Origin of the sequence: Tardiphaga sp. (genome assembly GCF_025356345.1) — a bacterium.
Taxonomy (GTDB): Bacteria; Pseudomonadota; Alphaproteobacteria; order Rhizobiales; family Xanthobacteraceae; genus Tardiphaga.
The window spans coordinates 1-24,771 of sequence record NZ_JANXTC010000113.1 but is presented as its reverse complement, the minus strand read 5'-3'; the positions used below and the strand labels follow the sequence as shown (position 1 = coordinate 24,771).

The 24,771-nt window shown below is 65.5% G+C and carries 28 protein-coding genes; 5 read left to right on the top strand and 23 right to left on the bottom strand.

What is annotated here, in order from left to right:
• Positions 1 to 1,763 (bottom strand): hypothetical protein (locus tag Q0S16_RS06535; protein WP_295846210.1); only part of this gene is annotated, 1,763 nt, incomplete at its 3' end.
• A gap of 203 nt (positions 1,764 to 1,966) precedes the next feature.
• Positions 1,967 to 2,401 (bottom strand): hypothetical protein, encoded by a 435-nt coding sequence (locus Q0S16_RS06530; RefSeq protein WP_295846209.1) that lies wholly within the window; start codon positions 2,399 to 2,401, stop codon positions 1,967 to 1,969.
• A 539-nt stretch (positions 2,402 to 2,940) separates the two neighbouring features.
• Here Q0S16_RS06530 and Q0S16_RS06525 point away from each other — a divergent pair.
• Together Q0S16_RS06525 and Q0S16_RS06520 are read left to right on the top strand one after the other, a co-directional pair.
• Entirely contained in the window at positions 2,941 to 4,548 is a 1,608-nt protein-coding gene (locus tag Q0S16_RS06525) for an oleate hydratase (RefSeq protein ID WP_295846208.1), read from the top strand.
• Between the two features lie 486 nt (positions 4,549 to 5,034).
• On the top strand, positions 5,035 to 5,727 hold the full coding sequence (locus Q0S16_RS06520) for an alpha/beta hydrolase (protein ID WP_295846207.1): 693 nt from the start codon (positions 5,035 to 5,037) through the stop codon (positions 5,725 to 5,727).
• 18 nt (positions 5,728 to 5,745) lie between these two features.
• Here Q0S16_RS06520 and Q0S16_RS06515 read toward each other — a convergent pair whose 3' ends face one another.
• The 17 genes from Q0S16_RS06515 to Q0S16_RS06435 form a co-directional block, all read right to left on the bottom strand.
• Entirely contained in the window at positions 5,746 to 7,128 is a 1,383-nt protein-coding gene (locus Q0S16_RS06515; protein WP_295846206.1) for a hypothetical protein, read from the bottom strand.
• A 93-nt stretch (positions 7,129 to 7,221) separates the two neighbouring features.
• A complete protein-coding gene (locus Q0S16_RS06510) occupies positions 7,222 to 7,689 on the bottom strand; it encodes an RT0821/Lpp0805 family surface protein (RefSeq protein ID WP_295846203.1) in 468 nt (155 codons plus the stop codon).
• An 82-nt stretch (positions 7,690 to 7,771) separates the two neighbouring features.
• Positions 7,772 to 8,017: a type II toxin-antitoxin system HicB family antitoxin gene (locus tag Q0S16_RS06505; RefSeq protein WP_295846202.1), complete on the bottom strand. Its 246-nt coding sequence runs from the start codon at positions 8,015 to 8,017 to the stop codon at positions 7,772 to 7,774.
• Positions 8,014 to 8,337 carry a hypothetical protein gene (locus Q0S16_RS06500; RefSeq protein ID WP_295846201.1) on the bottom strand — a complete coding sequence of 108 codons (324 nt, stop codon included), beginning with the start codon at positions 8,335 to 8,337 and terminating at the stop codon, positions 8,014 to 8,016. The genes Q0S16_RS06505 and Q0S16_RS06500 overlap by 4 nt, the downstream gene beginning before the upstream one ends.
• Positions 8,338 to 8,401: 64 nt before the next feature.
• Positions 8,402 to 9,793 carry a sensor histidine kinase gene (locus Q0S16_RS06495; protein ID WP_295846200.1) on the bottom strand — a complete coding sequence of 464 codons (1,392 nt, stop codon included), beginning with the start codon at positions 9,791 to 9,793 and terminating at the stop codon, positions 8,402 to 8,404.
• Positions 9,794 to 9,984: 191 nt separating this feature from the next.
• Positions 9,985 to 10,656: a response regulator transcription factor gene (locus Q0S16_RS06490; RefSeq protein WP_295846199.1), complete on the bottom strand. Its 672-nt coding sequence runs from the start codon at positions 10,654 to 10,656 to the stop codon at positions 9,985 to 9,987.
• Positions 10,657 to 10,733: 77 nt separating this feature from the next.
• On the bottom strand, positions 10,734 to 11,306 hold the full coding sequence (locus tag Q0S16_RS06485; protein WP_295846198.1) for a 3TM-type holin: 573 nt from the start codon (positions 11,304 to 11,306) through the stop codon (positions 10,734 to 10,736).
• A gap of 2 nt (positions 11,307 to 11,308) precedes the next feature.
• The gene (locus Q0S16_RS06480; protein WP_295846197.1) at positions 11,309 to 12,049 is read right to left on the bottom strand and encodes a glycoside hydrolase family 19 protein; all 741 of its coding nucleotides are present in this window, start codon (positions 12,047 to 12,049) and stop codon (positions 11,309 to 11,311) included.
• Positions 12,050 to 12,089: 40 nt separating this feature from the next.
• Complete coding sequence (locus Q0S16_RS06475) at positions 12,090 to 13,160, bottom strand: DUF2793 domain-containing protein (RefSeq protein ID WP_295846196.1); 1,071 nt, start codon at positions 13,158 to 13,160, stop codon at positions 12,090 to 12,092.
• 172 nt (positions 13,161 to 13,332) lie between these two features.
• Positions 13,333 to 17,178, bottom strand: a complete 3,846-nt coding sequence (locus Q0S16_RS06470) for a glycoside hydrolase/phage tail family protein (RefSeq protein WP_295846195.1) — start codon at positions 17,176 to 17,178, stop codon at positions 13,333 to 13,335.
• Complete coding sequence (locus Q0S16_RS06465) at positions 17,178 to 17,618, bottom strand: NlpC/P60 family protein (protein WP_295846194.1); 441 nt, start codon at positions 17,616 to 17,618, stop codon at positions 17,178 to 17,180. The genes Q0S16_RS06470 and Q0S16_RS06465 overlap by 1 nt, the downstream gene beginning before the upstream one ends.
• 245 nt (positions 17,619 to 17,863) lie before the next feature.
• Entirely contained in the window at positions 17,864 to 18,223 is a 360-nt protein-coding gene (locus Q0S16_RS06460) for a hypothetical protein (protein ID WP_295846192.1), read from the bottom strand.
• A gap of 81 nt (positions 18,224 to 18,304) precedes the next feature.
• Entirely contained in the window at positions 18,305 to 19,225 is a 921-nt protein-coding gene (locus tag Q0S16_RS06455) for a DUF2163 domain-containing protein (protein ID WP_295846191.1), read from the bottom strand.
• Positions 19,222 to 19,860 (bottom strand): DUF2460 domain-containing protein, encoded by a 639-nt coding sequence (locus Q0S16_RS06450; RefSeq protein WP_295846190.1) that lies wholly within the window; start codon positions 19,858 to 19,860, stop codon positions 19,222 to 19,224. The genes Q0S16_RS06455 and Q0S16_RS06450 overlap by 4 nt, the downstream gene beginning before the upstream one ends.
• Before the next feature lie 149 nt (positions 19,861 to 20,009).
• Complete coding sequence (locus Q0S16_RS06445) at positions 20,010 to 20,573, bottom strand: phage tail tape measure protein (RefSeq protein ID WP_295846189.1); 564 nt, start codon at positions 20,571 to 20,573, stop codon at positions 20,010 to 20,012.
• A complete protein-coding gene (locus tag Q0S16_RS06440) occupies positions 20,570 to 20,776 on the bottom strand; it encodes a rcc01693 family protein (protein ID WP_295846212.1) in 207 nt (68 codons plus the stop codon). Before Q0S16_RS06440 ends, Q0S16_RS06445 begins: the two co-directional genes overlap by 4 nt.
• A 5-nt stretch (positions 20,777 to 20,781) precedes the next feature.
• Positions 20,782 to 21,105 (bottom strand): gene transfer agent family protein, encoded by a 324-nt coding sequence (locus Q0S16_RS06435; protein ID WP_295846188.1) that lies wholly within the window; start codon positions 21,103 to 21,105, stop codon positions 20,782 to 20,784.
• Positions 21,106 to 21,239: 134 nt separating this feature from the next.
• Between Q0S16_RS06435 and Q0S16_RS06430 the strand changes: the two genes are divergently transcribed.
• Positions 21,240 to 22,271, top strand: a complete 1,032-nt coding sequence (locus tag Q0S16_RS06430) for a hypothetical protein (RefSeq protein WP_295846187.1) — start codon at positions 21,240 to 21,242, stop codon at positions 22,269 to 22,271.
• Positions 22,272 to 22,277: 6 nt separating this feature from the next.
• A complete protein-coding gene (locus Q0S16_RS06425; protein ID WP_295846186.1) occupies positions 22,278 to 22,466 on the top strand; it encodes a hypothetical protein in 189 nt (62 codons plus the stop codon).
• Positions 22,467 to 22,481: 15 nt separating this feature from the next.
• On the opposite strand, the gene Q0S16_RS06420 is transcribed toward Q0S16_RS06425, so the two are convergent.
• From Q0S16_RS06420 to Q0S16_RS06405, 4 genes are all read right to left on the bottom strand, one after another.
• Complete coding sequence (locus Q0S16_RS06420) at positions 22,482 to 22,889, bottom strand: phage major tail protein, TP901-1 family (RefSeq protein WP_295846185.1); 408 nt, start codon at positions 22,887 to 22,889, stop codon at positions 22,482 to 22,484.
• Positions 22,890 to 22,910: 21 nt separating this feature from the next.
• A complete protein-coding gene (locus Q0S16_RS06415; protein ID WP_295846183.1) occupies positions 22,911 to 23,321 on the bottom strand; it encodes a DUF3168 domain-containing protein in 411 nt (136 codons plus the stop codon).
• Between the two features lie 168 nt (positions 23,322 to 23,489).
• Positions 23,490 to 23,807: a head-tail adaptor protein gene (locus tag Q0S16_RS06410; RefSeq protein ID WP_295846182.1), complete on the bottom strand. Its 318-nt coding sequence runs from the start codon at positions 23,805 to 23,807 to the stop codon at positions 23,490 to 23,492.
• The gene (locus Q0S16_RS06405) at positions 23,804 to 24,373 is read right to left on the bottom strand and encodes a head-tail connector protein (RefSeq protein ID WP_295846180.1); all 570 of its coding nucleotides are present in this window, start codon (positions 24,371 to 24,373) and stop codon (positions 23,804 to 23,806) included. Before Q0S16_RS06405 ends, Q0S16_RS06410 begins: the two co-directional genes overlap by 4 nt.
• A 61-nt stretch (positions 24,374 to 24,434) precedes the next feature.
• On the opposite strand from Q0S16_RS06405, the gene Q0S16_RS06400 reads away from it, so the two are divergent.
• The coding region (locus Q0S16_RS06400; protein WP_295846179.1) for a trypsin-like serine protease at positions 24,435 to 24,771 on the top strand (337 nt) is incomplete at its 3' end.

Genomic DNA, 24,771 nt, shown 5'->3' with positions numbered 1-24,771 from the left:
GTTTCGACGGCAGAGTTGAAGCCGGCGCTTGCTCTGATTCGATCAGATCGAATGCCTGTCTTCAGCCATGCGGTCGACAACTCCGGATCTTCGATTGCGACTTCTATGACTGCGATTGATTTGGCACCCTCGCCCAAGGATGCCCACAACGTAGCTTGGCCATAAAAACTCGCATTGCTAAGTTCGGAGGCATCGATCCGGAGGGCGCGCGCGGTATCGCCGAGCCAGGCTGCAATCTCCGCGGCGGCAAACAGCAAATCAGGTTGCCGGGCGGGGCTTTGCTCGATCACAGGGATCAACGCGCGAGCACCTTCCGGATCTCCACCGAATACCCGCCCCAAGGCGGTGTAGCAGAGCGCCTCGGACGGGGGACTTAAACCCTGCTCGGGACCAGGGAATGCCTGAAACTGGCGTGCCTGATAGTTCACTATCGCTTCTGCGATCTGTAACTGGATCGACAGTGGCTCGATCTCGCGCGCCTGCCGGAACGCCGCTTCGGCATCCTTGTGGCGGCCGCCAAGCGTGAGAAAGACGCCGAACACGCGAAATGTCCTCGCATGATTGCCGAGCCTCATGGCAGTTTTGTACATGGCCTCCGCCGCCGAGCGATCACGCTCGAGCCAGGCGTGAACCGTGGCGAGAGCGGCATGCGCCTCGGCCGACTCCGGATCAATCTCCAGCGCCCTGAGTGCGGCAGGCTTCGCAATCGTCAGCGCGGCCAGACGACTACGTACTCCAAGTCGAAAAAGGTCGCACTGGCTGTCTGCGATGCCGGAATATCCCCGGGCGTAGTCCGGCGCCTCGCGGCTGACCTGCGAAAACAGCCGAAGCGCTTCCTGGATGGCGGCGGGTGTTTGGCGATCGAGAAGTTGACGGGCCCGGTAGACTTTGGCGTGCGAGTCGACCGCGTTCGGGCCAGGGCTCAACTGCATCGCGCGAATTTTGGAACTGTCGAATCTGACGCGGCTGACGATGGTCGCAGCGATCCTCTGAACCGCTTGATTTCTATCTGTCGTGGAAGCCTCGATCCGGTCCGAGAATGCGACGAAGCCATTCTCGTTTGAAAGCTCGATGGACAGCCGGATCATATCGCGGTCGGTCCGAACGGTTCCTTCAAGGACACCGACGACACCCAATTCCGTGGCAAGGACGTCCGGTGGCGTCCCCGCCTGCCAATGGTAGAGCGCAAGTCGCTGCGATATCACGCGGTAGCCCTGCTCATCGGCGAGCGAGAAGAGTACCAATTCCGTGATGTCGGCGGCGATCCGCTCATCATCGGGATCGCCCGACAAAGCTCTGAAAGGCATCACGGCGACCGCGGCACCCGGGCCTTCTCGGAATATGTTGGACGCGCTCGTTTCCACCGTATTCAAGAACGGCGCGGCGCCTCTGAGCGCAAAGGTGGGCGTGTATCCTCCCGTGGGCAGACTGATCCTGATCGGGTCGTTAGACCCCTCGCCAGCGTAATATTCCTCCAATTTTCGGCGCAGGCGACGCGCTTCTACCCTGACAGTCGAATCTATACGGGGATCATAAGGCGGGCTGCGAGAGTATATCGTGTTTCCGATCACACTCTCCTTCAAAGAGTGCGCGTGATCTTTGATTGTTTGTTCCACAATGAAACCAAGGAGGTGCGACAGCTTCTCGGATGAACAAAAGAGCTGGCTGTTTTTGAGGCGCTCGACCTGCAGCAATATATCGCCGGGTCCAAGCCCGCTCGGCCTCGGGCTGGCTCCTTCTTCTCGGGACACCGGCTTGTTCATCTAAACTATCCCCTTGCCCCCGCTTCGCTGGCGAACGACGTCCAGACCCTTATCGTGAAAAAGGGCGGCGGACAAAAAAGCCGTCGCTTCAGATTAGCAGACTCCATGGTTCTGACGACCACAAAGTTAGTCGCCATCGGACCGTCTACCACTTATTCCTTGGGATGATTTCGGCTTGATGACGGTCCAGGATCTCAGAACGCTCAAAGGTTTTGTATTTCGTATCGACACAGTTCGCTGAATGACAGTAAGGGATCCATTCCTCCCTCATCCGCGAACAGCCGAAGTTCGTGCAAGGAGCGGTTTGGGGCCTGATATGCGTCGATGACCCGACGAACGACTGTTTCTGCGGCTACGATTACGCTTGGCGTCGCGACCAGGCGCATACGGGCGACCAGCACATACAACCGCACCAAATCATTTACATCGTCCCGCTGGTGACCCAGGGCATCAGCGAAGAGGCGAGCCGTCTCTTCCATGAAGGCCACGTACAGCTTTTCACGGCTCGCCCGGGTCTTCTCAAAGGTTTGTCGATGAAGCAGAACATGCTGGGTGACCCATGTGGTCGCGACTGTCGTGAGGCCACCGAGTGTGGCGCCTGCGAGCGCGATCAGAGCAGAGAAGTAAGTGGTGTCCATCGCGCGCGCTGATCTTTCCAGTCGGCGGGCAGCCGGCCGGGCGACCAACCGTCATGTGAGGACCGCGACTTCCGAAACTGAATTTCCCGGGGACAATTCTGGTACGTCCACCTTGTCGCGTACCACCATAAGCGCAACCAAACTGGCCATGCAGTGAGCGGGGGCGCGCTAACTGTTAGCCCGCCGCGGCTCAGCCCTGAGCTCGCAACCTGCGTGAATCTATCCGCGAACCGGCCGCCGAATAAATTCTACCGCGAATCCTGGCCTGGCGCCGTGTCGGTGCCCGTGGTTCTGGCACGTCACCGCTCACTTGATGCCGGATAGGCGTTGACCGAGGTGGCGCCAGCCCTGGGGCTGTATCAGTAACGGCAGCGCTGGGCAGCATGCATCTCACTGTTAGCGCGGGCTCAGCTTACTCCACCACCGGGTGACCGACGGTGTATCTCCTCATCGAGCGACGGGCGTGCATTCGACTGCAACGCGAAAGTTTCGCAGCGGGCCGCCCCCTTCATTCCCTGCAAACCCGATGGAGAACGACTATGAATATTCCTGGAAACCACCGCGAAACTGCCGAGACCCGTCAACGCAAGGCTCATTTGGTAGGCGGCGGAATCGCGGCCATGGCCGCCGCGGCCTACCTCATCCGGGACGGAGGCCTGCTGGGTCCGAATATCAACATCTACGAGGAAGGCGAAGTCTTCGGCGGATGTCTGGATGGTATCAGCATGGCCGAAAAAGGCTACGTCAATCGTGGCGAGCGCATGTTCGAACCCAACTACGTTTGCATGTTCGACCTGCTGTCTTTCATACCTTCCATCGACGACCCGAAGAAGTCGATCAAGCAGGATATCCTGGAATATGCCGAGGCTTTCCACTGGAACAACAAGGCCAGGCTGGTGGACCGTGACGGAAAGATCACGAATTTCCGCGAACTTGGATTCAATGAGCGCGACCGCCTCGACATGATCGCTCTGACTTCCACGCCGGAAAGTTTCTACAACGACAAGAGAATAAACGACGTTTTCACCGGACACTTCTTCGAGACGAATTTCTGGTACATCTGGCAGTCGACCTTCGGTTTCGAGCCGTGGCACAGCGCCATCGAAATGCGCCGCTACATGCTGCGTTTTCTGCACATGTTCCCGTCGATGCCAACCCAGGCCGGGATCTTTCGTACGAAGTACAATCAATACGATACGATCATCCGGCCCCTGAAGAACTGGCTCGTCAGTCAGGGCGTTCAGTTCGTTTCCAGAACCCGCGTCGTCGATATCGACCTGGGCATCGTGCCCGAGGTCTTCACCGCCAGCCGAATCATGATGATCCGGGACGGGCAGGATGTCATAGTTGAAGTCGCACCTCAGGACATCGTGATCGCGACCATCGGGTCGATGGTCGCGGATTCATCGCTCGGCTCGAACACCACGGCTCCGCAAGTAAAGCGAACTCAGTCGAGCGGCGCCTTCGCTTTGTGGGAGACCATTGCCGAAGGGCGAGAAAGACTGGGTCGTCCGTCGGTGTTTTCCGGAAACATCGACCATGCGAACTGGGAGTCGTTCACCGTGACCACCCGCGATCCTCACTTCTTCGATCGGATGGAGAAATTCACCGGCAACTTGACCGGCCGCAACGGGATGGTGACGCTGAAGGACTCGAGCTGGCTGATCACCCTGAGCCTTAACTCCCAGCCCCACTATATCGACCAGCCGGACGATGTTTTTGTCTGGTGGGGATACGGTCTCTACACCGACAAGATCGGCGACTACGTCAAGAAGCCGATGTATCAGTGCACGGGTGACGAGATCCTTGAGGAAACCATTCGCCAGTTGAAATGGGACGAGGATCTGGATCGAATTCGGAATGCTTCTCGCGTCATACCCTGCATGATGCCGCACATCACGAGCATGTTTCTCGCCCGCAAGGCCGGAGACCGGCCGCACGTGGTGCCCGAGGGATCCACCAACTTCGGTGTGATCGGTCAATTCGTCGAAGTGCCCGACGACGTCGTATTTACGGTGGAGTACTCCGTCCGCACCGCCCAGACGGCCGTTTTCAAGCTGCTTGGACTCGAGAAGAAGCCGAATCCGTTTCCGCGCGTCTCCAATGATCTCAAGGTGGTCTGGAACGCATTCCAGGCGATGCACTAGGTTTGCACAGCGAGGTGGTGCTCGGGAAGCTTCGCTGCTGCTTCATAATAATCGGCACCGTTGCCGGGAATTTGAGTCCGGTCATCGAATTACCGATGACCGGACGGGCGGCCGAGGTGCCCTCAGATTTGTCGGCACCTCTCGCCTTTGTAAGCTTCTGCCAAACGAAGCCGCGGACGCCTATCCGTAACCGATCGCCTTACCGAAACGATGCGCCTGCCAGCGCTCTCTGGAGAAAATGTCATGCAAGCCCCTTTGCCGCCATCCCCCATCGCTGCAACAGCAGCCACAGCACCGGCGCGCGCGCCGGGCCAGACCTCACTCCTGGCAGCAATGGCGCTCCCTGACCAGGCGGGCTCCATCCCGCTTTACGCGGAACAACCGCGGAGCCCCCAGCAAGAGATATGGGAGCGTTCGCCCCGGGGCGAGCCTTGGGTACGCAACGTATCGGTTCCCACATTGACACCCGTCCTACCTGCCCCGGGCATGGGCAATGGCGCGGCCGTTGTGATCGCGCCCGGCGGTGCCTTCCGAACATTGTCTGTGACCAACGAGGGATTGGCAGTGGCGCGTTGGCTTGCCGACCGCGGTATTGCCGCTTTCGTCCTGAAGTATCGGCTTGAACCCACCCCCCCAGAGCCCGCGGAATATCAGGCGCTGATCGGCGAGTTTCAGCGACGCTTTGCGGCGGGCGAGATCACGGCTGCCGATCTGGCCGTGCCGCCAGAGGCTGTCGCCGATGGCCAGGCGGCGGTTCGCCTGGTTCGGGCGCGCGCGTCGGAATGGCACATCGACCCGGCCCGGGTCGGTTTCATCGGCTTCTCGGCCGGGGCCATGACGGCGGTCGCGGTGACCATCGAGAGTCCGCCTGACGCCCGGCCGGATTTGGTTATAGCGGTCTATCCTGCGATGCTACCTGTGAACGTGCCGGTCGATGCCCCGCCGATGTTCCTTGTCCTGGCTTCCGACGATCCGCTGTTCGGCGGTCAGGGTTACGGTCTTGTCGAGTCCTGGAAGGCCGCGGGAAGTCCCGTCGAATTCCATCTGTTCGAGCGTGGGGGTCACGGCTTTGGAATGCGCCGTCAGGATCTCACATCCGACCGTTGGCCCCGTGTTCTCCAGGAGTGGATGCACATGCATGGCTGGGCGCCGCCGAGCGACGTCACGGTTGCGCCATGATGGCTGCCGGTAACAGGCTTACCCCGCCTGTTTCGGCTGGCGTTCCACCACGACCATGGCGTTGTCGGCGGCGCGGCTCATCAGCGCGGCGTAGTCCTGGCCGAACAGCGCCTGGCAGAAGCGGATCGCCGCCTTGACCTGCATCTGCCGATAGCCGCGGATCCGGGCATCGCCGGAACGCAGCGACTGCACCAGCGATTCCGTGGATTTTTCGACATATTGCTGCAGGTCGGAATAGGTCCGCAGCGTCACTTCATTGATCGCCAACTCGCTGGCATAGGTGCGGCACACCGCGACGAAATCGATCAGCGCCACCGTCTCGTCGACGTCGACCGGGTCGATCTGCGCGGTCGGTGCGATGTCCTTGTCGGCCCGCTGCCGCAGCAGCCGGCGGACGCGACCCGGCACGCTCTCGATTTCCGACTGCAGCGTGCTGGAAACCTCGACCCGGATCGCGGCCATCTGACGGCCCCAGTTGGAGTCGTTGCGCATGTCGAGTTCGGTGCGCAGCCCGCGCACCCCGTCATGGGCGATCCGGAGATGTTCGGGGACGGCATCGAACTTGCCGCGCTTGATATCGGTCCGCAAATGGGCGGCGACACGGGTGAGATCGGCCAGCGCGATGGTCACGGCCACACCATAGGGGGTGGCGGCGACGCGGATCTCGTCGTCGGAGGCGGCGATTTTGACCGCCAGACGAATCACCTGCCACGGCGCCGCCAGCCGCTGCATCAGCAGCGACAACGCGAACGGCAGCACCTGCGGCGTCACCAGCGCGGGGCCATTAAGCGTGGAACTGACAGCGGCGAGCTGCGATTCGCCAAAATTCCGCATCATCCCCGGCAGCTTGCCAGCAAAGGCCTCCAGCGCCTCGCGCGCCTTCAGCACGGCACCGATCGCCGGCAGGTCCTCCACCGCATGTGGCGGACCGATACGGGCGGTGCCGCGCCCGCCCGGCGCCATCACCTTGGTGATCAGCTCGGCGGCGGCCTGCTGGAACCGGCGCACCGCGCGCTCGACTTCGGCGCTGCTGGGCTCGGGCGACACGGATATCGCGGCTTCGAAATCGCGGACGGCGTCCGGCGCATCGCGCTCCAGCCACTGCCACACCGGCAGCAGCGAGGCGCGCCGGATCTGGCCGGGCCGGGCCGCGCCGACGCCTTCGACCAGAAACGGCTCGAGCGACCGAAACACCAGCCGGGTAGGATCCTCAAGCCGCGGCCGCACCGCATCCGGTGAGCCCCGCACCACGCCGCGCAGCTGGTCCAGCACGAAATTGGCGACCTTGACGTCGTCGCCTTTGGCAATCGCACGCTCATACTCGCGCATCAGCAACGCCTGCGACTGCGCCGGCAGCTGCGCCAGATATTCCCGGAGGCGATCGATCGATGTCTTGCTCATATATCCAAAGTCCGCGCTCCCGGCGGGTCAGAGCCGGAAACGACCACCGTATTTCATAGCAGCCGGCACGTTAAGAAGCCGTTGAGGACGATCTCAGCCGGCGGCGGCCCAGCTGCCTTCCGTGCTGCGGCAGGCGGTGCCGCGGGCGGTCTTGAGGTCGCCGGCCACCGTGATGGTGTGGGAGAAGCCACGGCATTCCGCGCCCTTCAGGGTATAATTGGGGCCGGCCACGATATTGCCGTAGCGGCCCGAGGCCGGGTTGCGCCATGGCACCGGGGCCCCCGGGGCGCCGCGGTCGAGCGCCGCGACCTGCGCGTCATAGGCCAGCCGACGGTCCTCGTCGTCGAGCGATGCGCCGAGCTTGGCCCCGATCAGGCCGCCGAACGCGGCATTCGTCACCGCGGAGGCGGCATCGCCGCCGGGCAGGCCGATCGCCGACCGGGTGCTGGTATAGGCCCGCGTAAAGGTTCCGCCGCCCGGCCCGCTCTCGGAGCCGGTGACATCGCAGCCGGCCAGCGCAACGGTCGCCGCGACCGCCAGAATCGTGTGGAACTTGAACATGTCGGTCTCTCAACCCTCGGCCGCCGGATATCCTCCGGTTCTGCTGCTCAGGAACGGGATAAATTGGGCGGGAACGGGGCGGTCAGGATATCGGATTGGTTTCCACCTTGCGCGCGACCGAAACAGGCGTGGTGGGTTCAGGAACCGGATTTCCGGCAGCCCTTGCGGCGATTTGCCAGGCGTCGATCGCATCCCGCAATTCCGCAACGGCCTGCTCTTGCGTATCGCCAAACGCCGAGCAGCCCGGCAGATCCGGGGCGAGCGCGATAAAGCCCTGATCTTCCTCGCTGTAGAAGACATGCGCCGGATATCGCTGGGCATCCGTCATCCATCGCTCTCCACATCGCTACCGCCAGAAAACCAGTACTTCTCGATCATCTTCTGCAATTGCCTGGCCTGGTACGGCTTGATCATACCACCCCGATCTTGAAAATTCAGGAGTTCGACCTCGCCTGGCCGGGCAAACGCATTATGGTCCCCTTTTTGACCTTTGGCGACAAAGCCGAGCCATTCTGCAATCTTGCATGCATCAGCGTAGCGAACATTCTTCGCGTTGCTCAAGACTGATGCAATCAGCTTCGCCCGCGTTGCCATTGATTCAATGACCGCAACACCACCACGAGGACTATCGAAGGCCCCTGTCGCCAACAACCATACTGTAGCGCTTTTACGGCTCTGTAAAACGGGATTGGTGCACAGCCCGGGCAGCGCCTCACACCCCCGGCAGTACCAGCTCCGCCCGTAGCCCGCCGATCGGCGCGGCGCCGAGCGTCAGGCTGCCGCCATACAGCGCCGCCAGATCGGTGACGATCGATAGCCCGAGCCCGGAACCCGGCTTGGTCTCGTCGAGCCGCTGGCCGCGGCGCGACACCTGGCCGCGCTCGGTGACCGACAGCCCGCGGCCGTCATCATCGACGATGATGCGCAGCATCGGTGCCGGATCAGCCGCGCCCTGCCGCTCGACCAGCACCTCGATAAAAACGCGGCCATCGGCCCATTTGCAGGCATTGTCGACGAGGTTGCCGGCCATTTCCTCGAAATCCTGCTTCTCGCCGCGGAATCTGGCCGAGGCATCGGCCTCTAGGTCGATGGCGACGTCGCGGTCGCGATGGATCTTCTCCATGGTCCGGCACAGCGCCTCGAGCGCCGGCGCCACCTCGGTGACGGTACCGACCACCGTCAACCGCGCCGCGATCCGCGCCCGCTCCAGATGATGCGCCACCTGGTCGCGCATCACCTCGGTCTGCTCCAGCACCTTGGCGGCGAACGGGTCGCCGGCGCGGCCATTTTGTTGAAGAATTACGGCTTCATTGACCAGCACCGACAGCGGCGTCTTGATGGCATGGGCGAGATTGCCGACATGGGTACGGGCGCGCTCGACGATGGCGCGGTTGGCATCGATCAGCGCATTGGTCTCGCGCGCCAACGGGGCGATCTCGACCGGGAATTCGCCCTCCAGCCGTTCGGCGCGGCCGGAGCGGATGTCGGCGATGGAATCGGAGATGCGCTTCAAGGGCGCCAGACCAAACCGGACCTGGAAGATGGTGGTCAGCACCAGCACGATCGACAGCGCCGCGAAGGTGCCGCCCAGATAATAGTCGAAGGTACGGGTTTCCTCAAAAATCTCACTGGCGTCGCCGGCGACGCTGACGCGAAATTTGCCATCGGCGCCGAGATCGACCGGACGCTCGACCATACGCAGACGCTGCTCCTCGGGGCCGTCGACATAACCCTGGCGAATTCCGGACAGTGTCAGCTCGACGCCCCGGTCCTCAAGCTTCGGCAGCCTCTTGTCCCACAGCGAGCGCGACGCGCGGATCTCGGCCTTGTCATTGTCGACCGGCGCGATTTCCCAGTACCAGCCGGACAGCGGCAGCTCGAACAGTGGCTCGCCCAGCGACGGGGTCTCGTGGTCCGGCGAGTCCGGCGGCGTCGCCACCTCGGCCACCAGCGTGCGCAGATAGAGGTTGAGCCTGCGGTCGAAGGCGCGCTCGGTGGCGCCGCGGTACACCGAGGACAGGATGATGCCGGTGATGACGAGGATGATCACCACCCAGCCGGTCGCCGACACAAACAGCCGCGTCGCCAGCGAACTCGCGCGCATCAGTGCAACGCTGGGAGATCGTTCCCCGGACGCGGTGCACTAGACCGCTTTTTGGCGGCATGGTGCGCCGCGGATCCGGGGCCCCGGTTTCGGGAGGAAGAAACCGGGATCCCGGATCTGCGCAGCGGCATAAGGATGCCGCGACGCGTCCGGGAAACGTCTCCGCGCTGAACGGATTCCAGCGCCATCGCTCAGGCGCCCGCCACCGGCGGCGTCAGCAGATAGCCGAGGCCGCGGACGGTCTGGATGATGTCGACGTCGAGCTTCTTGCGGATGCGGCCGACGAACACCTCGATGGTGTTGCTGTCGCGATCGAAATCCTGGTCGTAGAGATGCTCGACCAGCTCGGTGCGCGAGATCACCCGGCCGGTATGGTGCATCAGATAGGCCAGCAGGCGATATTCGTGGGATGTCATCTTGATCGGATTGCCGGAGACGCTGACGCGGCCGGTGCGGGTGTCGAGCGATACCGGCCCGCAGGTCAGTTCGCTTTGCGCGTGGCCGGCGGTTCGGCGCAGCAGCGCGCGAATCCGCGCTAGTACCTCTTCGAGGTGAAACGGCTTGGCGACGTAATCGTCTGCACCGGCATCGAAGCCCTGTACCTTGTCGCTCCAGCGATCCCGCGCCGTGAGGATCAGCACCGGCATCACCCGCTTGTTGCGGCGCCAGGCCTCCAGCACCGAGATGCCGTCCATCTTCGGCAGGCCGATGTCGAGCACCACCGCGTCATAGGGCTCGCTGTCGCCGAGGAAGTGCCCCTCCTCGCCATCGAAGGCGCGATCGACCACATAGCCGGCATCGGTCAGCGCCGTGGTGAGCTGGCGGTTGAGATCCGGATCATCTTCGACGACAAGCAGGCGCACGGACTATCTCCACATTCGACGCGCCGAGATGAGGCCTGCGCGCGTGAACGACAAATGAACATTGGCGACCGCCAACATTACTTCTTCTTCACCACCGCCTTGACCAGCCGCTCGACCATTCCGGGCGCATCCTGCCCGGTGACGGCGCTGAGCTTTTCGCGGGTGCGGCCGCTGATATAGACGCCTAGCACGCTGAACCGGAAGCCCCAATAGGTGACTAATAGCGCGGTGGCATTGACCAGCGCGGAAATGGTCTGGATGTCGCCGGTCCAGAATTCATGCATCATGACCACCCACAACGCGGCGCATTCGACCGTCAATTCCAGCGCGTAGAACGGCCGCCACCAGCGCTGCAGCGGGTCGGCGCTGACGATCTCGGCGCGGATCGTCGATTGCGTCTCGCTGATCGCGGCGCGCTGGGTCTCGGCCTCGGCGCGGATCATCTGCTCCCATTGCGATTCGGCCTCCGCCAATTTGCCGGGATCGGCGGCCGGCAGCGCCGCCTGCACCGCGGCCGGCGTCAGATTGACCGACCCCACCGCCTTGGCGAGCATTTCGCCGGCGACGCCGCCGAGCGGACCGCCCAGCGCGGTGCCGAGCATCGGCGCGCCCAGCGCGATCACCTGTTTGGCCAGATCACCCCATTCCATGGTCATGCCCTCCGGAAGACCGCGACCAGCGCGGCGATGAATGTGCTGAGCGTTGTCGGTTTTGCGGTCGGCAGATCCGGCGCCAGCGGCGGCGACGCCAGTTCGAGCGGCGCGTCGCCGAGCGCCGCCTTCCACTTCGCCAGCCAGGCCTTGCGTTCGGCGAGCCCGATGGTGCCGCCGTTCAGCCGTCGCGTGACATTGAGGATGTCGTCGGCCTCGGCGAAGGGCAGGCATCCGCAATGGACGAAATCGGACACCCCGCATTCCAGAAAATAACGCGGGTCGATGAGATAGTCGGGGTGGCTGACGACGTCGAGGCCGGTCGCCTGCCGGACCCGCTGATAGCCGTCACGGCCGGTGGTCTGCGAGGCGCCGCGGCCGCGAAAATTCCAGCCGTCGTCGGAGCCGTCGCGATTGCCCATCCGGCCATTATAGACCTTGTTGGCGAGCGCCCGCGGATCGTGCGCCCAGGGTTCGGCGCTGGCCATGGTCGGAAACCGTGACGGCCATACCTGCATCATCCGGCCGGCGCTGTAGTTGAGATTTTCCACCACGTCGCGGCCGGCACCGCATTCGTGGCTGATCTGCGCCATCAGATGCGCCAGCACCAAAGGCGAGCTGATATTGTATTTCGCGAACACCGCCGGCGCGCTGGCGACGAGGCCGGCACGAAGGCGCGGGACCTTCTGATCGCCATTGGGCCACAGACGCGTCAACGCGTCGCCGAAACAGGCGTCTGGCATGATCGTTCTCCATGATTGACAGTCGATAGGTTCAGCGCGCTCAGGCGATGCGGTGGCCGTAAAAACTGTTCTGCGCGGCGGCGATATAGCCGTCATTGCTCTCCATCAGCACCCACACCGAGATCGCATCATTGGCAGCGAGCTTGAGCAGCGTCTGCGACTGCAACATCGTTCTGTTACTGACCAGCGTCGACGAGGTCTGTACGCGCGTGTCGTCGAGAAGCTCGACGCCATTCCTGTAGATCGCCGCCGTCAGCGTCGTCGGCACCGTGGCATTGGCCTTGAAGGTCACGCGGAAGCCGAACGCGTAATAGCCCGCCGCCGGTGCGACGAACTGGTTGTTGGCGGCGTCGAAGGCGCCGTGGTCATTGTGCCGGGCGTTGTTGAACGGCACTTTGGTAAAAATGTTGGCCGTGCAATATTTGTCGAAGTTCAGAAAAGCGGAGAATTTCGGCGACTGGTCGAAACTCGCCTGCCCGCTCGCTTTGTTGATGGTCAGCGCCGCGCGGTAGGTGACGGCGTCGGGCGAGACCTTGAAGGTGAAATTGTCGTCGCCGAGCAGGCCGATCAGCGCGCGCGCCGAATAGTTCGACTGGAACGTCAGCGCGGCATCCCGCGCTGGTGCCGACTTGTTCAGCGCCATGCGTACATCGCCGCTGCCCGGCGTGACGTCGTCATGCGACAGCAGCACCGCGTCGGATTTGACGCTGAGGCGATTGCTGGCATCGGCCGAGGTGTTGACGCCGAGATGCGCGGCATTGTCGAGCGCCAGATTGCGCAGATCGCGCCACAGGCTGCCGTCGAACACCAGCATGATGGCATCGGCCACCGACCAGATGCACCAGCCGGGCTTGGGTAACAGAAACGCCCAGGCGCCGTCCTGCCAGGTCGCGATCGCATTGCCCTGCCCGGCCCAGCCACCGGTCGCGCTCGCCCCCACCACATGGCGCTGGCCCTCCGCGGGCCCCGGCGGCGGCGCGGTCCGCGTGCGATCCAGCACCGCGATCTGGATCGCGGCATCGAGAATCCGCAGTGCTTCATTGTGCGTGACATGCTTCTGCGCCTGGCCGCCCTCGATGAAGGGCAGTCCGAGATTTGCGGTGTCGGTCATGAGGGTTATCCATCTTGAACAAGCTCGTGCCCCGGACGCGCTGCAATACGTCGCCCTTGCGACGTGGTGCACCGCTGAGCCTGGGCCGTAACGGACGCTGGAGTTTGTGGCGGTCCCGGCTCCGCGGAGCAGCGCAAGCGCGCTGCACCGCGTCCGGGACAAGTAAGCGAGCTCAAACCGCCAGCGTGACCTCGGTCGAGAATCCCGCGCCCACGGTGGTGGAAAGCTGCGCCACGCGAATACGCAGTCGCGCTTGCGGCGCGCCGAAATCGGCGATCTCGTCGGCATTGGTGTAAACCGCCCGCGCCGTCGTGCAGATGAGGCTTCGCACCACGGCGGCGCCAGCAAGTATCTGCAGCCGGTAGGCCTCGCTGTCCTCGCCGAGCGGCACCTCGATGCCCCAGCCATCGCCATCCACGCGGCCACGGCGAATCCACGACAGGTGAATACCATCGCTCCGGCGGACCGCCGCCACATGCACCGGCGCCAGTGGCTTCAGCGCGGTATCGTCCGGCGTCACCGTCAGAGCGACGGCGCTGGGATCGTCATGCGGACGACCATTGGCCGCGATGCGCAGTTGCAGCGGCCGCGCCAGCGCGTCGAGCCCGCGCGCGATCGGCACCAGCTTCTGGTCGAGCAACACGAACGCCGCGCCCGCCGGCAGCTCCGCGACCATCGCCGCTTCCGAGCCGGCCTGCCCGCGCAGCCAGCGCGACAATCGCCAGATGTTGCCCTCGACCAGTTCAGCCCGCGCGAATTGCACGATCTCCCACGCCCCGTCGGGGTTCCGCAGCGCCGCAGCATTGCCGCCGTCGAGCACCCGCGCGTCCGAGATCGAATTCAGCGCGCCGCCATGCAATCGCACGCGAATGGCGTTGCCGCGGTCCCAGCGCGCGGTCGGCCCGGCCGGCAGCGGATCCAGCGTCTCACCAATTATCGCGGGGGTCGCGGCCACCGCTGTCGCCTGAAAGCTTTCGCCGTCGCGCGATTGCCAGATCACCACCGATCCCGGCCACGGATTGGCGAACACAGCGAGGCGCGTCAGGATCACCGGCGACGACGCATCGAGCGTCGGCAGGTTCAACGCCAGCACCCGCACCGGCCCCAGCGCCGCGGGGATCACCGGCCGCTGCGATCGTGGCAGCGCCAGCGGCACCGCGAAAACTTCCGGATCGATGCCGCGCGCGCTGACGTTTCGCGACTGGGTATCGACCAGCGCCTCGATCTCGAACAATCGCCGCCGCCCGTTCAGCGTGACGCCGATCACGTCGCCGGGCGCCAGCGCCAGCGCCTCGATCCCTAAGGACAACTCCGCGCTCTCGCGCCCGGCCCACAGATCCTGCAGCCAGATTTCGGCGCGCCGCGACGCCGCCGCGTCATGGGTAACGACGGCGAGATCGGCCTGCAGCATCCGTCGGGCGCCGCCGACCAGTTTTCGCGAGGTCACGGCCGAGCGCCGGTAATCCGCCAGCGCATCGCTGAAACCGAGCGAGACCTGCGCCGGCAGTTCGGTCTCCTGCGCCCGCGTCAGCCGAAACAGCGCGCCGTCGTCCGGGGCGACCAAGTCGTCTTCCGGAACTTCCGCCACCGGCGCGCCGCCGCGCTGGATAAAGCGCAGCGTGCCGTCGGCCGCGCTGGCGTTGAAGGCATAGGCCATCGCCAGCGGCTCGATCATCGCCCGCGGCGCCATCGGTCGGTCCACCACATAGCCGTCGCAGGACTCCCGCAACGCGCCGCTGTCGACGCCGTCGACGCCGCCATCCTCCAGCAGCTTTGCGACCAGCGCGTCGAGCGGCGCGCCGCCGAGCCGGCCGTTCAGCCAGTGGCCTTCGTGCCAGTTGGCGGCATCGCTCCAGATATCGTCGGCGGCGGGAAATACCGGATACGGCCGCGCGTCCCAGGTCCACAGATGGATCGCGGAGACGTCGATCATGTAGTTGCCATAGACCGGCGACACCGGATTATACCCGGCATCGGCGCCGAACGCCGGATCGAACGCGCCGATCAGCGCCTCGAGGTAGCGGCGCTGCATCAGGTCGTCGCGCTCGCCCGACGAAAAATACGGCGAAAAATTTTCCGAGGATTTCGGATCGGGGAACACGCTGGGCTGATTGGCGCCCTTGTCGACGGCGGGACAGCCGACCTCGGTGAGCCAGACCGGCTTGCTGGCCGGCACCCAGCCGGTCGGGCTGCCGATCTCGGCATGGCCGGCCCGTTCATGGTGATCGTTCGACCACCAGTTCCAGATGTCCTTGACGCGAAAGGTCCAGGGTTTTCCCAGCCCGTCGGTGATGGCGACGCGGTCCTGCGCGTCGCGCGCGGCGGCGTTGGGATAGTACCAGTCATAGCCCTCGCCGGCGGAGACGTTGCCGCGCAGGAAAGCGCGGTCGTAGATCGAGGCGGCGCGTTCGGAATCCAGATGGCCGGCCTCGTCGCGCCAGTCCGCCAGCGGCGCGTAGTAATCGATGCCGACCGCGCCGATAGCCGGGCTGGCCCATAGCGGATCGAGAGGAAACCGTACTTCGGACCCGTCGGAATCGACGACATGCGCGCCATATTCGGTCCAGTCCGCGCCATAGGTGACCAGCGCGCCGCCGACGATCGCCTTCACCTCGGTGGCCAGCGTCACCAGCGCCTGAACCGCCGGATAGATTCCGGGCGCCGAGCGCAGCCGGGTCAACGCCTTCAGCTCGGAGCCGATCAGGAACGCATCGACGCCGCCGGCCGCCGCACAGAGCTGCGCATAATGCAGCACCATGCGGCGGTAGTTCCAGGCGCCGCCGGTGAAGAAGCTGTTGATTTGCGCCGCCGCGCCCATGCTGCCATCGGGCGAGCCCGGCCGCCCTGGCGCGGGATCGCAGGTGATGCGGCCGCGCCACGGATAAGACGGCTGCGACCCGGCACCGCTCCACGGGTCCGGCAGGCCGTTGCCGGCGGGCACATCCATCATCACAAAGGGATAGAAGGTGATCTTCAGCCCGCGCGCCTTCAGTTCGGCGATCAGATGCGTCACGCTGGCGTCCGACGGCGTGCCGCCAAACGCCGGACGGCCGTCGACCTGCGACACCACGTAAGCACTTTGCCTATCCATACCGTCGACCGACCAGGTGAACGGGCTGGTGGATTTGGCGGCATTGTCGATACCCGGACGTACAATGCACTGGCCGGCGCGCAGGTCGGAGCCGAACCACGCCACCACGATGGCGACGCGCCGCAGGTTCGGGCACACGCCCTGCAGATCGTCGAGCGCCGCCACCACATCGGAATGGGCATGCGCGACATGGCGGTTTTCCGCGCCGGACTGGCCGGGGCCAAGGATCCGCACCACCGCCGACGGCTCATAGCCGAATTCGGTAGTGCCCGGGATCAGCGTTATCGCGCGCGTCATCTGCTCGAGCAGCCCGATCGGCCGGATGATCTCGAACGATAGCTGCGGTAGCCGGTTGCCGAAATCCGCCAGCGGCAGATGTTCGAAGACGACATAGGCCAGCCCGCGATAGGCCGGCGCGTTGCCGCTGCCCTCTTTCGCCACGATCAGCCCGTCCGGCAGCTGGTCCTCGGTGCCGCGATAGACACGAAAATTGACGCCGTCGAGATCGAGCGGCTTGCCGTCGGCCCAGACCCGGCCGACGCGGCCGATCACGCCCTCGCACAGCCCGACCGCGAAATTCGCGAAGTATGTGTAGGTGGTGGTGGTCGTGGTATCGCCGCCGCCAAAGCCCTTGCCGCCGGACGAGGTGGTATCGTCGGTGGCGACTTCCTCGAGCTGCGTTGCCCAGATCACCTGGCCGCCGAGCCGGGCGCGGCCATAGACGCGCGGGATCGCCGCGCCTTCGGTGGAGGTCATGACGTCGAGATCGGCAAGCCGCGGCCCGTTCGACGTTGTGTCACTGGCCAACAGCGCATGGTCGAGCATGTTGCCGACTACCGCGCCGGCCAGCCGTCCGGCGATCGCGCCGATCGGCCCTAACACGCCGCCAACGGCGCCGCCAGCCGCGGAGAGAACGAGTGCGGCCATCAGTCCACTCCCGGAAATCGGAACGCGAAGGCCAGCCGTCGCCGCCACCACGGCGCCAGCGCGACTTCGCAGACCGCGGCATTGTCATGGGCATGGATCATGGTGTCGTCGCCTGTGGCGATCGCCATATGCTTGGCGACAAAGCCGTCGCGCCAGCGAAACAGCAGCACGTCGCCGGCGCTGAATTCATCAATCGCAATCGGCACCAGATGGCGCAACGCGGCTTGCGCCAGTGCTTCCTCGCCGGAAGCTTCCGCCCAGTCCGGCGCGTAAGGCGGCGGCGTCTCCGGCTCATCGCCGATGCAATGGCGCCACACCCCGCGCACCAGCCCGAGACAATCGCAGCCGATGCCCTTCAGCGAGGCCTGATGCCGGTAGCGCGTCCCGATCCAGTCGCGCGCCTCGGCGACGATGGCTTCGCGGGTGACAGCATGGGTCATGGGCGATGTCCGTATCGCAGCGGATGTCGTCGGGAGTGCTGTGCCCGGTCGTGCAAGCGAGATGGTCCGGTGCGAGAGAACAATCGCGCGTCAGCGGTATCGATCGTGATGGATGGCTGCCGTCTCGCTAGCCATCTGGGGTCGCCGCCATGGGAAGACCATCGGCAGTCACGCTCGGGCGTAGAGTGGTTTCGACCACGCCCCTCTTACGACAAGGAGGGCGAGCCATGCGCCGCACGCCAGCCCTATCGTCGCCGTGGCAACGACGTAAAGCACGGCTGAAACCAACTGCGACGAAGCCCGCCGGATAAATTCCGGCGCTGGCACAGATGCATATTCCGCAAGAGGCAGTAGTATGGGCTTAACCGAAAGCCTGACATCGCGCTCAGGAAAACAAGACACAGCGAATGCAAAACGATCGAGACCATCGTCGCCAGCGCCACTTCGCTCACGACTTCATTGCGGATGATTTCACGCGAAAATCGCTCATATGAGGCAAGGCCGACGAAGAAGCCCCCCCCGGCAACAGCAGCAGGATGATGGCGACGGTCGTCCAAACCACGGACATCGATCGCGGCCACCCGGCGAAGCGGCAGCCGCGCCATGAAATCCAGCGAACGCTGCCCATTGAGCGACGCCGGCCAGTCTGCCTGAGGCAGCCCCAGCGCATCCGCGGGCGCCAGGCCCTACCCCATTTCTTTCGGCACCGGATCGAACAGCGAGGCGCCGCCGCCGGCATCGGCGACGGTGCCCGGCGTCGGATAGCTCATGACAAAATCATTGCCGGGGATCCGCGGAAAACCGCGAAAATTATTGGTATTGCCGAAACGGTCGCGGCAGGTCGCAAAGCTCTTGTCGCAGCCGACGGTGACGATGAAGGCCTCGCCCGCCACGATCGGCTCCGGCATCGCCTGCCACAGCGTCAGCCGGACCTCGCCGGCCACCAGGCGGTGCTGCTTCACTTCGACGGCCAGTCCGGCATTGCCGCCGCTACTCCAGTCGAGCCGGCCGGCGCTGAACAGCCCGTCGGCAAAACTACCCAGACCCTCCGCCATCATGATCGACGTGCCGGCCAGCGCCGTCACCGTGCCGCGGCCGCGCCAGGCGGGGTTGCCGAGATCGGCGCGGCATCTGGTATCGCCCAGATCGGCGCCGCATTTGGCGATGTAGAGCCGCCCGCTCTCTTGCGACAGCCGGTCGGCAGGGCCGCGCAATTCCGCGGTGAAGGCGGTGCCCTCGCGGCGGACTTCGCCAAGCGTGCTGCGTGCCGTCAGCGCTTTCAGCGACACGTCGTTCCAGTCCACCAGCCAGCTCTCGATCTCCGCTGCGTCGTAACGCCCCGCCGCGAGGTCGGCCTCACACAGCGTGTCGTCATCCAGCGCGCCGGCGATGTCGCCGCCGTCGACCGAAAGGTCGAACCGCGAGGTCGCCTCCGACGCGCCAAAACCGGTGCCGGCGCGGTAGATGACTCCATCGATCACCAGGTCGCGATCATGGTCGGTGAAGCCCGCCACCACGCCATCGCGCCGCGTCAGCTTCCAGGCCTGCGCCAGCGTGGTGACGCCGGAATCGAGTTTGGCCCGCAGCGCTGGGGGGATGGTTCTCATGGCCGGATCTCCACCAGCGGGATTTTCGGAATCGCGCCGGCGGCGAAGGCCGACAGGTCAACCTCAAGATAATCGGTGTCGAAGCGTACCGGCACGTCGAACGAAAACCCGGCGGTGATCGCGGCACCCGCGGCCGGGACATGGCCGCTGGCGAAGTGGACGATCCCGGTCGCGGCATCGCAACTGAACGCGCTGGCCGCGACCTCCTGGCCGCCCACCGCGACGCGCACGCTATCTGCCACCGGTTTTGCAATCGGCCGCGCATAGGGCGCAAAGCCGCTGCCATAATTCTTCACCAGCTGGAACGTCGCGATGACGCCGTCACCGATGCCGAGGCCCTGGTCGAGCGGTGACACCGCTTGACCCGGCGCGCCGGAGGCGTGGTCGAGCTGGTCGCGCCAGCGAAAGCCGTATAGCCGGCCGCGTCGCTCCTCGAAAAACGCCACCACGCTTTGCAGCGCGGCCAGCGTCTTGATGCCGTAGCCGGCGTCATAGCGCCGCCGCGAATGCGCCCAGCGCGCATTGCGCGCCTCGCGGCCGGAGCCGAACGCGACGATCTCGGTGCGCCGCTCCGGCCCGCCGGCGCTCTTAATGGCGATGTCGAGCGGAAACAGGATGTCGTGGAAATCGGTCATGAGTGGGTCTCACTGGTCCTTGCCCCGGACGCGATGCGATACGACGTATTGCTTCGCAGAGCCGGGGCCGCCACGAACGCTCGCGCTGGGGACGGTCCCGGCTCCGCGCCGCAGCGTAAGAACGCCGCGGCGCGTCCGGGACACCATGCTCACAAACTTCGTTGTCCCCTTGCCACCGCGCGAGCGATCTGGCCGGTGATGTAGCTTTCCGAGCGGCGGAAGCTATCGACGTCCGGGGTCGCGATCTGCACGTGGATCGTATTGCCGCCGCCCTGGCCGGCGACGCCGAGCCGGCCGTCGGAGCCGCGCCGCAGCGGCATGATGGCTTCCGGGCCGGCCTCGCCGGCGAGGCCGGTGCCGCCCTCCAGCAGCGGAAAATAGCTCGGCGTCCCGATCACGCCACCGGCGGCGAAAGGTTTGACCGAGCCGCTGGCCGACGACGAAGCCGCGCCGCCGAACAGGCTGGAGAGTCCACCGCCGAGCGCGCTCTCGATCGGTTTGAACGCCGCCCGCAGCGCCAGATCCGACATTTTCAGCGCCAGCGATTTCAGCACGTCCTCGAACTGCTTGCCGCCGGTCACCGAACTCGCAAACGCCTGCGCCATCACTTTGGAAAACGTCGTCGCCGCCGACGTCAGGTCCAGCGTCTTCAGCCGGATCATATCGAGCCTGTCGGAGGTCGCCTGCAGCTCGCCGCCGCTGCTATCACTCATGTCGGTTGCCCTCGCGTGAGGTCGGGAAATCGCCGCATCAGATCGTCCAGCGCGTCGCGACCGATCGGCGTCGCCACACCGCCGCGCACCGCGATCACGGCTTGTGCCAGTTCACGCGGCGTCATCGCCCAGAACGCGGCGGGCGAAAGACGCAGCACGCCGAAGCCGAACCGCATCGCCTCGTCCCATGGAAACGGCGTCAACGCTTTCATCGCGCGGCCCCTCGATCGGCGAAGGTCGCCTCGATCAGCTCGGCGGCGACGCGGACAAAGCCGGCGGCGCCGCCATTGATCCGCATCGCCGCGACCTCGTCATCGCCAACCGCCTCGCCGGCGCCTCGCAAGCCCGCGCCGATGATCCGCGTGAGGTCGCGCGCCGACAACCGGCCGGCACCGAAGCGCTCGGCCAGCGCCATCAGATCGTCGGCGCCGAACGCCGCTTCCAGCTCGGCCAGCGCGCCGAGCGTCAGCACCAGCGTGCGCGGATGGCCGCCGATGTCCGCGGCGATTTCGCCGCGATGTCTGTTGGGCATGGGGATCTCCTCGATGGTTGAACTGCGCGTTACGCCACCACGCTGATATCGCGACATGGCGAAACCGGTTGCGTCGATTGAAAACATCACCCTATGATGGTGGATCGTGTTTTCGTCGTGCGTGGCGAGGCGTCATGACATCGTTGTTTCGTGCAGCTTTTGGCGGCGCGCTATTGATGCTGGGTTGGCTGGGCGTGATGCCGTGGCTCACCACCCCGGCCGGCGCGCAGATCGATTGCAGCTGCCGCTTCGATGCCGCGGGCAATTGCATCCGCAATCCCGCCTGCCGCCCACCGCCCTCGCTCAACCCGACGCTGCCGCCCCCGCCACCCCCGCCGCAGATCAATGGGCTGAGAGAGCGCAACGGGCTGCGCAATGGCGCGGCGATCAATGGCAATCCCGCCGGCGGCGGCGCGCCGCCGCAGGGCGGGCTGCTTGGCGGGCCGGCGATCGGTGGCGCCGTTGGTGGCGCGCTGGGCGCGCGTGTCGGGCGTCGACCGGCCAGCGTGATTCTCGATACCGGCTACAGCCCGCTGGCCGAGCCCGGCCAGGAGGTCGACGGCTATGGGCTGTATTCCTATGCGATCCTGCCGACCCGGTCGACGCGCGGCGAAGCCTTTCTGCGCGAAGTGTTCCGGCAGATCCGCGGCGTCGAGGAAATCCGCGCCCAGAAATCGCAGATCAATATTTTCTACATCCCGACCCGGCCGGAGCAGTTGGCCGCCTTCGCCAATCTGCGCGCCAGCGCCGCCGACAACACCGACGCGATTGCCGCCGGCCACGCGCAAAACTTCTACGACCACCCGATGGCCAACAGCCTGCTGTACCATCTGTGCAATCCACCCAATGAGCGGCTGCGCGCGCTGTGCAGGCATGACCTGTCGCGCGGGCCGTATATCTTCACCTACGCCTCGCCCGCCAGCCGCATCGAGCCGGTGCCGCCGCCCTATCTGCTGGTCGATCTCAGCGACGTCCATGAGCGGGCGTTCGGCGAATTGCTGGTGGCGTTCAAGGAACAGGTGAAGCGCGACGACATCAGCGACGAGGAGCGCATCAACACGTTGCGGCTCAGGGTGTTGCAGGTCAGCCTCACCGCCGCCGACTGGATCGGACCGGTGCAGAAGGCGCTGGCCGACATCGTGCACCAGGTCGGCGGCGGGAATTGAGCCGCCATGAAATTCGGCGCCACCCTGCTGATTTTCGCGACGCTGGTGGCGATCGCCTATGGCGTGATCTTCAGCCGCACCTATCCGTTGGTCGAGGTCAGCAGCGGCATCGCCACGCTGTGCGCGCTGCTGGCGCTGGCGACCTGCCTGGTCTTCGTGGCGCTGTGGCGGCTGGTGACCAAATCGAAGGGCTGACGGCGCCGCGGCGTCTTACAGCGCTGTAAACATCAGCGCGCCGGCGCTCTCCAGCGCGAGGTCGAAGCTGACCTCGCCATTGTACTCGCCGGAAAATTCCAGGCTGGCGATCTGGAACGGCCCCTCGATGCGGCCGAAATCCGGCACGATCAACTGGCACGCGATCACCGCGCCGTCGAAGAACGCCTGCCGCACCATCGCGTCCGACGCCGAATCCTTGAACAGGCCGCGGCCGGAAATCGCGGCGCGGCGCACGCCGGCGCCAGCCAGCAGCTCGCGCCAGCGGTCGGCGGATTCGGCGTGGGTGATGTCGACGATCTCGGCATTGAAGGCGATGCGCTTGCTGCGCAGCCCGGCGACGGTGACGAAGCCGCCGCCATTGTCGATCTTGACCAGCAGGTCCTTGCCCTTTTGCGCGCCCATCTTGTTCTCCGTGGCGGATGACTATTGTTGCGGCTCGGTGACGGCGCGAAACCGCACCAGCGCGTGGTAGGTGCGGCCATCGGCCTCGCGGCGGATATCGGCCAGCGCGAAGCGCAACTGCACCAGCCGGTGGCCCCCGAGCACCAGCGGCGCGTCGTCGAGCGCCTGCAGCAGCGCGCCGGTGATGACATGCGCCTCGCGGTGGCCGCCCTGCCGCGACCAGGCGTGCAGCGTCAATTGGTGCTCCTGCGCCGGCGCCTCATCGGCCGAGGCATCGGTGATGCGCGCCTCGCCGAGCGTGACATAGGGAAATTCGGCGCCGCGCGGTGCCAAATCGTAGATGCGTGGCCCGCCGAGCGCCGCGGCAAGCGCGGTGTCGGCGATCAGCGCGTCAAAAATCGCGGCGCGCAGCGCGATGGTGGAAGCCGGCATGAGATGCCCCCAAGAATGAACCACGTTCCCCGGACGCGGGGCCCTGCGTCGCGCAGCGACATGGCGCGCCGCGGAGCCGGGGCCCCGGTGCCTGGCGTCGGAAGACAACCGGGATCCCGGATCTGCGCAGCGGCACGTCGTGCCGCGGCGCGTCCGGGAAACCGGTTGCTATTCCACCCCCTCCGCCTCGATCTCGATGAAGCGGCGATCGTCGATCTCGCGCCACGACACGATGCGGTAGATCCGCGCGCCGTCGAGCAGCCGGTGCCGCGGCGTCAGCACGATCCCGGCGCGCATGATGATGCGCAACCGAACCCGCGCGCCATCGGCATCCGCCTCGACATCGCGCCGCCCCGCCCGCGGCATCACCGCCGCCCACACCACCTGCTGCGCGACATAATCGCGCGTGACGCCGCCCTGCCCGTCGGCGGCCTCGACCGGCGCCTGCAGCGTCAGCCGCGTTTTCAACCGCCCGGGATCGGTCATAGCGACAGCCCCCGATACGGCGCCAGCAGCGCGGCCACGCTGGCCGGCAGCATCGCCACGCTGTCGCCGATCGCGGCGATGCCGCGGTTCTCGTACCAATGCGCCACCAGCAGCCGCAGCGCCTGCCGCAACGGCGCGGGCACGTCGGCGGGCCGCGGGCCAAAACCGAGTTCGACGTCGAGCGCGATGCCCGCGACCGCGCGGCCCGGCGCCGGCAGCGCGAAGCCCGGCGCGGCGATCAGCTCGGCCGCGACATCGACGACAAAGTTTTGCAGATCGACGGCATGCGCCACGCCGGCGGCATCGACCACTTGCGCCGCCAGCAGCGATCGCAGCGGCCCGGTCCGCAACCGCAGGCGGCCATCCGCCGGCCAGCGATCCAGCGTGATGCGCCAGCTCTGGGTCAGCAGCGCGCGCCACGTCAGCGCCTCGACATGGCTGCGCGCCGCCGCGATCAGCGCGGCGATCACCGCGTCGTCATCCTCCTGCGTGACGCGCAAAAACGCTTTGGCCTCGGCGACCGACAGCGGCTCGGCCGTCGGCGGCAGCAGCAGAATGGCGGACATGGCGTGTCATCCCCTGGCTGTGTTGACAGATGGCGCGCGGGCTGGCTCACATCGACCGATGATGTCGCCACGCCCGCTGATGTTTCGAATGATCGCCGCCTTTGTCGCGATGGCCTCGCCGGCTGCCGCGATGGTCGGCGGCGCGCCGGCCGCCGAGAGCGGCATCGGCGGCTCGGTGATCACCATCATCGGTTCGCGCGGCACGTTCTGTTCCGGCGCGCTGATCGCGCCGGACCTGGTGCTGACGGCGGCGCACTGCATCCAAGGCGGCACCGACTACAAGATCGTGCTGTATGATACCAAGCGAACGCCCGAACTGCGTGACGTCCGCCGCGTCGCGGCGCATCCGCGATTTGCCGCGCAGAGCATTGCCAATCACCGCGCCGGCGCCGATGTGG

Excerpts from the sequence above, each read along its gene's own strand:
- Q0S16_RS06515 (WP_295846206.1), bottom strand. The coding sequence starts at position 7,128 with ATGAGCAAGACATCGATCGATCGCCTCCGGGAATATCTGGCGCAGCTG.
- Q0S16_RS06455 (WP_295846191.1), bottom strand. The coding sequence starts at position 19,225 with ATGAGAACCATCCCCCCAGCGCTGCGGGCCAAACTCGATTCCGGCGTC.
- Q0S16_RS06405 (WP_295846180.1), bottom strand. The coding sequence starts at position 24,373 with ATGTCCGCCATTCTGCTGCTGCCGCCGACGGCCGAGCCGCTGTCGGTC.
- Q0S16_RS06445 (WP_295846189.1), bottom strand. The coding sequence starts at position 20,573 with ATGAGTGATAGCAGCGGCGGCGAGCTGCAGGCGACCTCCGACAGGCTC.
- Q0S16_RS06465 (WP_295846194.1), bottom strand. The coding sequence starts at position 17,618 with ATGACCCATGCTGTCACCCGCGAAGCCATCGTCGCCGAGGCGCGCGAC.
- Q0S16_RS06425 (WP_295846186.1), top strand. The coding sequence starts at position 22,278 with ATGAAATTCGGCGCCACCCTGCTGATTTTCGCGACGCTGGTGGCGATC.
- Q0S16_RS06485 (WP_295846198.1), bottom strand. The coding sequence starts at position 11,306 with ATGGAATGGGGTGATCTGGCCAAACAGGTGATCGCGCTGGGCGCGCCG.
- Q0S16_RS06450 (WP_295846190.1), bottom strand. The coding sequence starts at position 19,860 with ATGACCGATTTCCACGACATCCTGTTTCCGCTCGACATCGCCATTAAG.
- Q0S16_RS06530 (WP_295846209.1), bottom strand. The coding sequence starts at position 2,401 with ATGGACACCACTTACTTCTCTGCTCTGATCGCGCTCGCAGGCGCCACA.
- Q0S16_RS06520 (WP_295846207.1), top strand. The coding sequence starts at position 5,035 with ATGGGCAATGGCGCGGCCGTTGTGATCGCGCCCGGCGGTGCCTTCCGA.
- Q0S16_RS06525 (WP_295846208.1), top strand. The coding sequence starts at position 2,941 with ATGAATATTCCTGGAAACCACCGCGAAACTGCCGAGACCCGTCAACGC.
- Q0S16_RS06460 (WP_295846192.1), bottom strand. The coding sequence starts at position 18,223 with ATGGCGCGGCTGCCGCTTCGCCGGGTGGCCGCGATCGATGTCCGTGGT.
- Q0S16_RS06430 (WP_295846187.1), top strand. The coding sequence starts at position 21,240 with ATGACATCGTTGTTTCGTGCAGCTTTTGGCGGCGCGCTATTGATGCTG.
- Q0S16_RS06505 (WP_295846202.1), bottom strand. The coding sequence starts at position 8,017 with ATGACGGATGCCCAGCGATATCCGGCGCATGTCTTCTACAGCGAGGAA.
- Q0S16_RS06415 (WP_295846183.1), bottom strand. The coding sequence starts at position 23,321 with ATGCCGGCTTCCACCATCGCGCTGCGCGCCGCGATTTTTGACGCGCTG.
- Q0S16_RS06420 (WP_295846185.1), bottom strand. The coding sequence starts at position 22,889 with ATGGGCGCGCAAAAGGGCAAGGACCTGCTGGTCAAGATCGACAATGGC.
- Q0S16_RS06470 (WP_295846195.1), bottom strand. The coding sequence starts at position 17,178 with ATGGCCGCACTCGTTCTCTCCGCGGCTGGCGGCGCCGTTGGCGGCGTG.
- Q0S16_RS06480 (WP_295846197.1), bottom strand. The coding sequence starts at position 12,049 with ATGCCAGACGCCTGTTTCGGCGACGCGTTGACGCGTCTGTGGCCCAAT.
- Q0S16_RS06435 (WP_295846188.1), bottom strand. The coding sequence starts at position 21,105 with ATGCCCAACAGACATCGCGGCGAAATCGCCGCGGACATCGGCGGCCAT.
- Q0S16_RS06410 (WP_295846182.1), bottom strand. The coding sequence starts at position 23,807 with ATGACCGATCCCGGGCGGTTGAAAACGCGGCTGACGCTGCAGGCGCCG.
- Q0S16_RS06495 (WP_295846200.1), bottom strand. The coding sequence starts at position 9,793 with ATGCGCGCGAGTTCGCTGGCGACGCGGCTGTTTGTGTCGGCGACCGGC.
- Q0S16_RS06475 (WP_295846196.1), bottom strand. The coding sequence starts at position 13,160 with ATGACCGACACCGCAAATCTCGGACTGCCCTTCATCGAGGGCGGCCAG.
- Q0S16_RS06510 (WP_295846203.1), bottom strand. The coding sequence starts at position 7,689 with ATGTTCAAGTTCCACACGATTCTGGCGGTCGCGGCGACCGTTGCGCTG.